The organism is uncultured Methylibium sp., assembly GCF_902826655.1.
Classification (GTDB): Bacteria; Pseudomonadota; Gammaproteobacteria; order Burkholderiales; family Burkholderiaceae_C; genus Methylibium.
Genome location: NZ_CADEFR010000014.1, coordinates 69,302 through 80,170 on the forward strand (window position 1 = coordinate 69,302; position 10,869 = coordinate 80,170).

10 protein-coding genes and 1 pseudogene are annotated in these 10,869 nt (G+C 71.3%); 2 read left to right on the forward strand and 9 right to left on the reverse strand.

Annotated features, from left to right (window positions below):
- Nucleotides 1-139 (forward strand): annotated as a pseudogene (locus QZV97_RS08465) (4-hydroxybutyrate dehydrogenase); the annotation flags it as partial.
- Here the strand turns inward: QZV97_RS08465 and QZV97_RS08470 are convergent.
- The 4 genes from QZV97_RS08470 to QZV97_RS08485 form a co-directional block, all read right to left on the reverse strand.
- Nucleotides 109-378 (reverse strand): hypothetical protein, encoded by a 270-nt coding sequence (locus QZV97_RS08470; RefSeq protein WP_295641122.1) that lies wholly within the window; start codon nt 376-378, stop codon nt 109-111. The pseudogene QZV97_RS08465 and the gene QZV97_RS08470 sit on opposite strands and share 31 nt — an antisense overlap.
- A 171-nt stretch (nt 379-549) precedes the next feature.
- On the reverse strand, nt 550-1,275 hold the full coding sequence (locus tag QZV97_RS08475; protein WP_295641124.1) for an MBL fold metallo-hydrolase: 726 nt from the start codon (nt 1,273-1,275) through the stop codon (nt 550-552).
- Between the two features lie 31 nt (nt 1,276-1,306).
- Nucleotides 1,307-2,386, reverse strand: a complete 1,080-nt coding sequence (locus QZV97_RS08480; protein WP_295641126.1) for a phospholipase — start codon at nt 2,384-2,386, stop codon at nt 1,307-1,309.
- 67 nt (nt 2,387-2,453) lie between these two features.
- A complete protein-coding gene (locus QZV97_RS08485) occupies nt 2,454-3,065 on the reverse strand; it encodes a pyridoxamine 5'-phosphate oxidase family protein (RefSeq protein ID WP_295641128.1) in 612 nt (203 codons plus the stop codon).
- A gap of 422 nt (nt 3,066-3,487) precedes the next feature.
- Between QZV97_RS08485 and mdoH the strand changes: the two genes are divergently transcribed.
- Nucleotides 3,488-5,659, forward strand: a complete 2,172-nt coding sequence (gene mdoH / locus QZV97_RS08490) for a glucans biosynthesis glucosyltransferase MdoH (RefSeq protein WP_295641153.1) — start codon at nt 3,488-3,490, stop codon at nt 5,657-5,659.
- A 9-nt stretch (nt 5,660-5,668) separates the two neighbouring features.
- Here mdoH and QZV97_RS08495 read toward each other — a convergent pair whose 3' ends face one another.
- The 5 genes from QZV97_RS08495 to QZV97_RS08515 all read right to left on the reverse strand — a co-directional run bounded on the left by QZV97_RS08495 (nt 5,669) and on the right by QZV97_RS08515 (nt 10,801).
- Nucleotides 5,669-8,029 (reverse strand): Tex family protein, encoded by a 2,361-nt coding sequence (locus QZV97_RS08495; protein ID WP_295641130.1) that lies wholly within the window; start codon nt 8,027-8,029, stop codon nt 5,669-5,671.
- Nucleotides 8,030-8,096: 67 nt separating this feature from the next.
- Nucleotides 8,097-9,083 carry a hypothetical protein gene (locus tag QZV97_RS08500; RefSeq protein WP_295641132.1) on the reverse strand — a complete coding sequence of 329 codons (987 nt, stop codon included), beginning with the start codon at nt 9,081-9,083 and terminating at the stop codon, nt 8,097-8,099.
- An 86-nt stretch (nt 9,084-9,169) separates the two neighbouring features.
- Entirely contained in the window at nt 9,170-9,730 is a 561-nt protein-coding gene (locus tag QZV97_RS08505; RefSeq protein ID WP_295641134.1) for a dihydrofolate reductase family protein, read from the reverse strand.
- Nucleotides 9,731-9,786: 56 nt separating this feature from the next.
- Nucleotides 9,787-10,245, reverse strand: coding sequence for an SRPBCC domain-containing protein (locus QZV97_RS08510; protein WP_295641136.1), 459 nt, complete (start codon nt 10,243-10,245; stop codon nt 9,787-9,789).
- 175 nt (nt 10,246-10,420) lie between these two features.
- On the reverse strand, nt 10,421-10,801 hold the full coding sequence (locus QZV97_RS08515; RefSeq protein WP_295641139.1) for a hypothetical protein: 381 nt from the start codon (nt 10,799-10,801) through the stop codon (nt 10,421-10,423).
- Nucleotides 10,802-10,869: the final 68 nt, after the last annotated feature.

Sequence of the window (10,869 nt, forward strand, 5' to 3'; positions counted from 1 at the left end):
GGGCCTGGCTGCGATGGCGGTCGAGCGCGACTGGACCGAGCGCATCGTGGCCGGCGCGCTGGCCGACCACTGCCACAAGACCAATCCGCGGATCGCCAGCGCGGACGACTACCGCGTGCTGCTCGAGACCTCGATGTGAACCCCGGGCGTGCCGACCGCGACGGTGGCACCGGCCGGCGCCTCGCCGCGCCAGCCGCGGCGATCGCGGTAGGGGCGATCGGGATAGGGGCCCGGATAAGGCTTGTAGTAGCCCGGGCCGTAGACCGGCCGCGGCACCACCGGCACGACATAGCAGCCGGCCAGCATCAGCGCAGGCGCCAGCAGCAGCGCAAAGCGGGCCCGCGGCCAGGCGCGTCGAGCGAGAGTCTTCGGGGACATGGCGTTCTCCTGTCGGCGGGCACCGCGAAGGCGGCCCCTGTCCAGGAAACGCGGCCCGCCGCGCGGCGTTGATTGCCGGCAGGTAAAGACCGGCAAGCAAGAGCTTCAAGGCCGTGACCGCGGGTGCCTTGCTGCGCAACGGCCGCCGCGACCGGGCGCTCCGGCCACGCCTCAGGCCTGCTGAATCTCCTCGGCCACGTCGGGCGGCGCGCCGGCTCGCTTGTTGGCCGGCACGGCCTCGGCGATGTGCCGCGGCGGCGGCAGCTTCAGCGCCGCCATCTGCGCGACGAAGCTGTCGCGCGTGTGGCCCACGAAGCGCGGGTTGTCGCGCTTCTCGGCCGCGATGCTGCTCTCGGTGAGCCCGTGGTAGTCGTGGCCCGGCAGCACGCGCGTCTCGCCGGGCAGGTCGAACAGGCGTCGCGTGACGCTGTCCCACAGCTGCTCGCTGCTGCCGCCCTGGAAGTCGGTGCGGCCGCAACCGCCGATCAGCAGCGTGTCGCCGGTGAAGACGCGCGGCGGATGCTCGTCGGCCTCCCACAGGAAGCTCATGCTGCCGGGCGTGTGGCCGGGCGTCGCGATGGCGTGCAGGCGCTGGGCGCCGAACAGGATGTCGTCGCCGTCGTTCAGCGCGCGGTCGTAGCCGGCCGCGTTGCAGTCGGCGCCGACGGCGCTGGGCGCCCCGGTCGCCGCCTTCAGCGCCGCGGCCGCGGTGATGTGGTCGGCGTGCACGTGGGTGTCGAGCACGGTCACCAGCTGCAGGCCGTGCTGCTGCAGCAGCGCGAGGTCGCGCTCGACCTGCGTCAGCACCGGATCGATCAGCACCGCCTCGCCGCTGACGTCGTCCGACAGCAGATAGGTGTAGGTGCAGGAGTCCGGATCGAAGCGCTGCAGGAACATGGATCGATTGTGGACCGGCCGATACCGGGTTTCAAAGCGGGTCGGCCGCCAGGCCACCGCCGCGCGACAGCAGGCCGGCCAGTTCGTCGGCCAGGCGCTCGCTCTCGGCCACCGCGCGCTGCCAGACCTGCATGCGCCCCGCCAGGTCGGTGGCGTAGCGCTTGAAGTCCTTGCGGTCCGGCAGCTTGCCGTTGGGCAGCGAGGCCACCCACGCCGGGTCGGGTGCCAGCACCACCACGTTGTCGAGGAAGGGCGTCGCGCGGTGGCGATGCTTCAGCGCCTTGTCCAGCCAGCCCGGCACCACCGCCTTCTGGAAATGCGGGTACAGCACCAGGCCGTCGGCGATCGACGGGTAGTTCCAGTGCAGGTGGTAGTCGGTGATGCCGCCGTCCCAGTAGGCACCGGGCGGCGCGCCGGGAATGTCGTGCACCGCCTTCAGCGCGAAGGGGATGGAGCACGAGGCCAGCAGCGCCGGCCGGAAGTTCTCGGCCGTCAGCCGCACCTGGCGATGGCGCAGGTCGTTCAGGTCCACCGGCAGCTTCTCGCCCGGGGCCGAGAACACCACGCGCTCCAGCCAGGCACCCAGGCTGCGCCGGCTGAACGCGTTGCTCAGCAGCGCACCGGCATAGCCCAGCGGTGTGCGCAGCGCGCCCTCGCGCCCCAGCACGTGGCGCCCGCGCGAGGTCACGATGTGCAAGCGGTAGCGCGGATGCGCCAGCAGCGCATCGATGTGGCCGTCGAAGAAGTCGTGCAGCTCCTGCGCGAACTCGCGGCTCACCTGCGCGGCGGTCGGCAGCGTGCGCCCGGGCTCCAGCTGGTAGTGCTGGTGCACATAGTCGTGAGTCAATCGCTCGAAGCCGCGCACCGGGTCGGGGAGCGCGCCGGTCGCCATGCGCCAGGCCCCGATCGACGCGCCGACCAGATGCACCGTGTGCGTGCTGCGCGGCAGCCACTGGCCGAACAGATAGCGGTCCAGCGGACCGAGCACCAGGCCCTTGGGACCACCGGCCGCAGCGGCCACCAGGTGCACGTCCTCGGGCTGCAGGCCGCGCTCGGCCAGCCGCGCACGCGCGGCCGGCCCGGCGTACACGCGCAGGGCAGCGGAAGTCATGGCGGCATTCTGCCGCCGCCTTCGCCGTCATCGAAGCCTTCAGCGCGACCTCGAGGCCGCGCGCGGCTCAATGCCCGCCGTCTTCCGGCGGTCGATCGCGCGGCGGCAGCGCGTCGCGAAAGACGTCGAAGCCCTTCCACGCCGGCACCGGCGGCTCGTAGCCGGTCCGCGGCGCATAGACCGAGGCTTCGATCATCGCCATCTTGTGGATGTAGCGCGGGCAGTTGGGAAAGATCCGCTCGGCCGTCACGCGCACGACGAAGACGGCACCCGGCCACGCCCTGCGCAGCGGGTCGTCGGCCGCGATCACGGCGCGGCCGTTGACGCGCAGGCGCTTCTGCCGCTCGAAGTCGATGAACAGCAGCCCCACCTGCGGGTTGGCCAGCGCATTGCCCCAGGAGCGATACATGCCGTTGCCGTCGTAGTCGGGCAAGGCCAGCGTGCGCTCGTCGAGCACGTGCACGAAGCCCGGCAGCCCGCCCTTGTAGGAGCAGTCGGGCTGTCCGGCGGTGTCGGCGCTGGCGACGAAGCACATCGAGCAGCTCTCGATGAAGGCGTGGTCCTCGTCGGTGAAGGCGCTCCGCACGGTCACCTGCTCCAGCCGGTCGGCCAGCTCGCGCGTCTCGCGGGCGTCCTGCAGGCGCCGCATGCCCGGGTGGTACATCGGGTCCTTGTCCATCGCGCCTCCTCGACCGCCTTCGCGGCGGCCTGCGTAGTCTGCGACGCGGCTGCGGCCTTGGGAAGCGCGGCGATGTAGGTCAAGACCTACAGGCACGCTCGGTGCATGCCGATGGCGCCAGCCGCTGCTCGCCGGGAACATGGCCTCGCCCGACTCGAACCCGCGCGACACCCGCGCGGATCGACCCAAGAGATCGACACAAGAAGACACAAACACCGTTCCTGCGATGCCCGCCCTCCGCGTCCCCGCCGCTCTCGCCGTCACCTCCGGTGACAACGCATGGGTCTTGCTAGCGAACCCAGGCCGCACGCCGCCTACCAACCGGAAGGCGGATGACGTCCACCCCGCCGCACCCTGATCCCGACATGAGCCACAAGCCCATCGCCGACTTCGCGCCTCTCCCTCCGCCGTTGCCACGGTCATTGCCGCCCTCGCTGCGTCTGACCGCGCCGCCGATGCGTCGCGGCTCCATGCTCGCGTCCCCCTGGTGGGGTTGGCGCGGCGTGTTCGGTCCGCGCGCCACGCCCCTCGACGCCGCGCCCTGGGTCGCTGCCGCCACGCGCCGCCGCCGCCTGCTGCTGGCGCTGGTGGCCGGCAGTGCGGCCCTCGCCACCTGGGTGCTCGAATCCGCGGCACCGTCGGCCGGCAACGGCTGGACCGCACTGCAGACGGGCCTCTTCGCCCTGCTCTTCGCCTGGGTCGCCGCCGGCTGCACCACCGCGGTGATGGGCTACCTGGGCTTGCGCCGCGGCGACCGGCATGCATTGTCGGCCGAGGCCGTGGCCGGCCGGCCGATCGACGCGGCGGCACGCACCGCCATCGTCATGCCGATCTGCAACGAGGACGTCGCCACCGTCGCGGCCGGCCTGCGCGCGACGGTCGAGTCGCTGCAGCAGGCCGGCGCGCCGGGCGGCATCTTCGACGTCTTCCTGCTGTCCGACACGCCCGATGCCGCCCTGCGCGAAGCCGAGGTCTCGGCCTGGCAGCGCCTGCGCACCGAGCTCGGCGACGACACCGGCGGCGTGCGCATCTTCTATCGCTGGCGCCGCCGCCGCGGCGGCAAGAAGGCCGGCAACGTCGCCGACTTCTGCCGTCGCTGGGGGCGCAGCTACCGCTACATGGTGGTGCTCGACGCCGACAGCGTGATGAGCGGCGAGGCGCTGCTGGCCCTGGTCCGCGTGATGGAAGCCCATCCGCGCGTCGGCATCCTGCAGACCGCGCCGCGCGCCTGGGGCCTGGACTCGCTGCACGCGCGGCTGCAGCAGTTCTCCGGCCGGCTGACCGGCCCGCTGTTCAGCGCCGGCCTGCGCTACTGGCAGCTGGGCGAGTCGCACTACTGGGGCCACAACGCGATCCTGCGCATCGAACCCTTCATGCGCCACTGCGCGCTGTCGACGCTGCCCGGCCGCGGCGGCCTGTCCGGCACCATCCTGTCGCACGACTTCGTCGAGGCCGCACTGATGCGGCGCGCCGGCTACGAGGTCTGGCTGCTGCCCGAGCTCGACGGCAGCTACGAGCAGGCACCGCCGCACCTCGTCGAGGAACTGCAGCGCGACCGCCGCTGGTGCCAGGGCAACCTGCAGAACGCGCGCCTCGTCGCCGAGCCGGGCCTGGCCGGCGTGCACCGCGCGATGTTCGTGACCGGCGCGATGTCGTATGCGGCCTCGCCGCTGTGGCTGGCCTTCGTGCTGATCGGCGCCCTGCCCTGGCTGCTGCCCGCGGCCGGCACGGCGCCCCCGGCCGGACCGCCGCTCGCGGCGATCGCGCTGTGGGGCGCGACGCTCGCGATGCTGTTCGTGCCGCGCGTGCTGGCGGTGCGCCTGGTGCTGCTGCGCCGCCAGCAGGCCGGCTACGGCGGCGGCCGCCGGCTGATGGCGAGCGCGTTGCTCGAGGCGCTGCTGTCGGCGCTGCAGGCCCCGGTGCGCATGCTGGCGCATTCGGTCTTCGTGCTGGGCGCGCTGACCGGCATCAAGCTCGGCTGGCAGTCGCCGGCCCGCGAAGCGCAATCCGTGGGCTGGGTCGATGCAGCGCGGCAGTTCGGCGTCGGCGCGCTGCTGTCGGCCGGCCTGCTGGCCTGGTGGCTGGCGGGTCAGCCCGACGACGCCTGGCGCGTGCTGCCGCTGCTGCTGCCGCTGGTCGTCGCGGTGCCGCTGACGGTGCTGACCAGCCGCAGCAGCCTCGGTGCGGCTTGGCGCCGGCGCGGCTGGCTGCTGACGCCCGAGGAAGTGCAGGCGCCGCCGGTGCTGCAGGCCGCGCGGCGCCACGAGCGCCGGCCTGCTGCCGTGGCCCCGGTGATCGCACCGCGGCCGGCAGTCGCCAGGGCGCCACAACGCCGCCCGTCCGGCATGGCGATCGGCTGGCCGCGACCGGCGCTCGCGATGGCGGCGTTCTCGATGGCGGTCGGCCTGTCGACGCTGCCGCGGCCGGTCGCCCAGGGCGCGCTGTCGGCGAGCGACCTGGCCGCGATCCGCATCGTGATGATGGCCTCCAGCCCGTCGGCATCGCCGCAGGTCGTGGAGCCGGCCCCGCTGCGCATGAAGCGCGTGTCGATCGGCCGGCGCGAGCCCGCCCGTCGCGGCCCGACCTCGATCTGAGGCCGCGCCCTAGCCGCGTTTCTGCAGCTTCGCGAACGCCGCGGCCATCGCGCCGCCCGGCGCCGGCTGGGATGCGCGCGCGGAGCCGCCGCGCGGCCGCTCGTCGCGTGCCGCCGGCCGGTAGCCGCTGCCCTCGTCGGCGCGGCGCGGCGCGGCATCGAGCTTCATCGTCAGCGAGATGCGGCCGCGCGCCAGGTCCACCTCCAGCACCTTCACCTTGACCACGTCGCCGGTCTTCACCACCTCGCGCGCGTCGTTGACGAACTTGTTCGACAGCTGGCTCACGTGCACCAGGCCGTCCTGGTGCACGCCCAGGTCGATGAAGGCGCCGAACTGGGCCACGTTGCTGACCGTGCCCTCCAGCGTCATGCCGGCTTGCAGGTCCTTGATGTCTTCCACGCCGTCGTTGAAGCGCGCCACCTTGAAGTCCGGCCGCGGATCGCGGCCCGGCTTCTCCAACTCGGCCAGCACGTCCCTGACGGTGATCGCGCCGAAGCGCTCGTCGGCGTAGGCCTCGGGCCGCAGCTTGCGGATCACGTCGCTGGCGCCCATCAGGTCACCGATCGGCCGGCCGGCCGCCGCGAGCAGGCGCTCCACCAGCGGATAGGTCTCCGGGTGCACGCCCGACTGGTCCAGCGGGTTGTCGCCGCCGCGGATGCGCAGGAAACCGGCCGACTGCTCGAAGGTCTTGTCGCCCAGGCCCGCCACCTCGCGCAGCTGGCCGCGGTGACGAAACGCGCCGTGCGCGTCGCGCCAGCGCACGATGCCGGCGGCGACCGCCGACGACAGCCCCGAGACGCGCGCCAGCAAGGCGCTCGACGCGGTGTTCAGGTCCACGCCGACCGCGTTGACGCAGTCCTCGACCACGGTGCCCAGCGTGCGCGCCAGCTCGGCCTGGTTGACGTCGTGCTGGTACTGGCCCACGCCGATCGCCTTGGGATCGATCTTCACCAGCTCGGCCAGCGGGTCCTGCAGGCGCCGGGCGATCGAGACCGCACCGCGCAGGCTGACGTCCAGGTCCGGCAGCTCCTTGCTGGCGAACTCCGAGGCCGAATAGACCGAGGCACCGGCTTCGCTGACGACCACCTTGTCGACGTGCGTGCCGGGTGCAAGCTGCTGGATGCGCTTGATGAGATCGGCCGCCAGCTTGTCGGTCTCGCGGCTGGCGGTGCCGTTGCCGATGGCGATCAGGTTCACGCCGTGCGTCGCGCACAGCCGGCCCAGCGTGTGCAGCGCGCCGTCCCAGTCCTTGCGGGGCTCGTGCGGATAGACGGTGGCGGTGTCCAGCAGCTTGCCGGTGTCGCTGACCACCGCGACCTTGACGCCGGTGCGGATGCCCGGGTCCAGCCCCATCACCACGCGCTTGCCGGCGGGTGCGGCCAGCAGCAGGTCGCGCAGGTTCTCGGCAAAGACCTTGATCGCCACGGCCTCGGCCTCCTCGCGCAGGCGCGCGAACAGGTCGCGCTCCAGGCTCAGACTCAGCTTCACCTTCCAGGTCCAGGCCACGCACTTGCGGATCAGGTCGTCGCCCGGCCGCTGCGCGTGGCTCCAGCCCAGGTGCACGGCGATGCGGCCTTCGGCAAGGCTCACAGAAGGACCCGCTCGCCCTGAGCTTGTCGAAGGGCCGGGCTCGGGCTCCTCCTGCAGCGCCAGCTTCGCGTCCAGCACGCCCAGCGTGCGGCCGCGGAACACCGCCAGCGCCCGGTGCGAGGGCACGCGCGCGATGGGTTCGTCGTAGTCGAAGTAGTCGCGGAACTTGGCGACCTCGGGGTCCTGCTCGTTCTTGCCGTCGAGCTTGCGCGAGCGCAGCAGGCCGTCGGCCCACAGCCAGCCGCGCAGCGACTGCACCAGCACCGCGTCCTCGGCCCAGCGCTCGGACAGCAGGTCGCGCACGCCGTCCAGCACCGCGGCGGCATCGGCGAAGCCGCCCTCGACGTTGATGAAGGAAGCCGCCTCGGCCAGCGGGTCCAGCGTCGGGTCGCCGAACAGCTTGTCGGCCAGCGGCTCTAGCCCGGCCTCGCGGGCGATCATGCCCTTGGTGCGGCGGCGCGGCTTGTACGGCAGGTACAGGTCTTCCAGCTCCTGCTTGGTGGGCGCGGCCTCGATCGCGGCCTGCAGTTCGGGCGTCAGCCTGCCCTGCTCGTCGATGCTCTTCAGCACCGCGCCGCGGCGCTCTTCCAGCTCGCGCAGGTAGGCCAGGCGGGCCTCCAGCTCGCGCAGCTGGATGTCGTCGAGGCCGTCGGTGACTTCCTTGCGGTAGCGGGCGATGAAGGGGACGGTGGCGCCGCCGTCGAGCAGCTCGACGGCTGCATGCACCTGGGCCGGGCGAACCTTCAGTTCGGCGGCCAGTTGCAACAGGATCTTGTCCAAGGGTCGGGGTGGCAGTCTGCGAAGGGACGGCAGTGTAGCCAGACCGCCGGCCCCCGCGCCGGCGGACTCAGAACTGGAGCCTGCAGTTGCGTGCCACCTGTTCCAGCGCGCCGCGCTGGCGCCGGAGTGCGGCGCTGATCTCCGCCCGGTCGTACGCGCGCTTCTCCAGGTCGGGGATCTCCCGCCTCACCGGGAAGAACAGGCAGGCGCAGGCCGCCTGCGTGTGGTGCGCCTGGCAGGTCCGCATGAAGGTCGGCAGGTTCTCGACCGGCTCCTCCTGCCGGATCCGCGGGGGCTGCGCCACGCGCTCGAACTCCGGCACGCCGCCGAACTGGTGGTAGGCGATCTGGTAGGCCTGCGCGTGGCCGCATCCCGTCATGCCGATGCGATGCGCGCCAAGCCAGTACACCTGGTCCGATGGCTTGTGATCGGGAGCCGGCTTCGTGACGTAGATGAAGAGCCCGCGCGCCGTCGGGTGCGTGAACTGCATGTGCTCGCGGGTCGGCGTCTCGCGGACGTCCACGGCCCGCGCCACCTCGCCCGGCGCGTCCCAGCGGTAGACGACCGTCTGCACACCCGGAAAGGGCCGCAGGCAGACCTTGGAGATCATCCCGTCGGGGGTGTCGAAGCGGATCGGCTCGCCGGGCCGGTTGCGCGGGTCCTGCAGCCAGCGGTCGATGGCGGGGTCGAGCCGCGCCCCCGGCGGCACGCGGCTGCCGGCCGACGCCGCGTTGCCCGAGACGAAGAGCTCATGCAGCAAGGCCGCCGTCACCACGACGGCCGCGAGGCCGGCGGCGCGCGTCGCGAACGACGAGCCCTCCCCACCCGCCTGCGTCGACCCACCGGAGCCGGGAGCCCAGCGCTCGCGGTCGCGCCGGATGTCCTCCACCAGGTAGTCGGTGGCGCGCTGCGCTTCGGCGGCGCGTTGCGCCGAGTCCTGTCGTTGCCGCTCTTCGTGCTGACGCTGCGAGTCGGAGTAGCCCTGAGCGTGCGCAAGAGATGCGGTGCCGACCAGGGCCGACACGAGCAGCAGCGAAAGGCGCAGTTTCGGCATCGAACACTCCCGTGGGTTCAGTGCTGTTCGGGCTTCCCGCGGTTCAGCGGCTGGCCGGGCAGCGGACCATCCGCTGCAAGCGATCGTTAGCCACGCTCGCACCGATAGTGCATGGCGACCGCGCCGTTGCCAAGCGGCCTGGCCGAGACCAGCGCCAGCCGTCGCGTGCCGGGCAGCCCGCTCTGGTACAGCGTCGGGCCGTGGCCGGCGATCCGGGGGTGGACGAGGAACCGGTACTCGTCGATCAGATCCAGCCGGTCCAGCGCGGACGCGAGCTTGCCGCTGCCGAGCAGTACGCCGCCAGGGGTCGCGTCCTTGAGCTTCTGCACGCCCGAGCGCAGGTCGCCGGTGATGCGGTGGCTGTCGGCCCACGGGAAATCCGTTCGCGTCGACGACACCACGTACTTCGGCTTGGTCTCCAGCTTGAGCGCCCACTCACGGATCGCAGGCGGTGCCTCCACGTCGCCGCGGGCGACCGCCGGCCAATGGCCTTCCATCATCTCGTAGGTGACGCGGCCCCACAGCATCGCTCCGTTCTCGTCCATGAGGCGGGTGAAGAAGGCATGCGTCTCGTCGTCGGCGATGCCCTCCTCGTGGTCGACGCAGCCGTCCAGGGTGAGGTTGATGCTGAAGGTCAGGAGGCCCATGGTGTCCTTAGCTCGAGATACGCGAGCTGCTCACGCCGCGTCGCCCGACGTTCGAGTCAGGCCGCAGTCGAGGACTCACTCAATCCCTTGAGCAGCTCGAGCGCCTTCGGCCACGCCTGGTTCAAGTACTCATCCCACTCGGCGGCGACGTCCTGGTCGACCAGCATCCGGGTGCCGTCCGCAACGGCCAGGAAGGTGTAGTTCTCGTAGGCGGGCGCCCAGGCGCGGACGGCTTCGCTGGTGGTGTCTTCGACACCGTTGGCGATGAAGCCCAGGTGGCGGATGGACAGGAACTCGTTCTTCCGGCTCTCGGCAATCTCCGCGACCATGCCGTCGCCGCTGGGGGCGAGGAAGCGGATCCTCGACCCCTGCTCCCAAGATCCCTCGAAGTGCGAGCCTTCGGCGAACGCCGATGCCCAGCGCTTGTAGCTGTCGAGGGATGTGACATGCCGCCAGACGACGGCGGCCGGCGCCTTGATCGTGGTGGTGAACTGGATGCGCTTTGTAGAAGGCATGCGGGGCTCCGAGAAGCAGTGGCCGTGCAGCGTAGCGTCGGGCTGAGCGGCGTTGGGTTGGAGTCGGTGCTGCTTGCGAAGCCTGTGGGGTTTGGCGCACCGACCGCGAACACCTCCGCAGCTCACTGCTCAACTGCGGTCTTCGGGAAGATACAAGGCCGCAGGTGGAACGTGGCTAGGACGTAGCGGGAAATTCCAGTGCTTCGCATGAAAGGCCCGTTCTGGCTTGGATGAAGCGTGCGAAGAAGGCCGAGACCTCGACGCTGTGACCGAACTCACCGCTGCCTTCGCTCGATGACGAGATCATGAGTTGAAAGTTGGGCGACTTGTGCTCCCTGATGTCGTATTCGGGGAGCGGTGTGCCAAGTAGCGCAAACTCGAACCCTGCACCCTCTGCTACGTAAGCGGGGTACTCCTCGTACTTGCCAGTCTGCTCTTCATCGAAGCTCAGATTCAGGGCGAGAGAGAGCCTCTCTGCTGTTTCCTCCAGAGAGTGATGTGGCTCGATGTCCACCGTCCCGCATAGATGACAGGTTCGCAACCAGCCGTCGCTCATGGTCTTTCCTGAGGCCTAACGAATGAAAGGGACTTCCCCGTCCCGAGGTGCCCGCGGTGAAGCGGAGT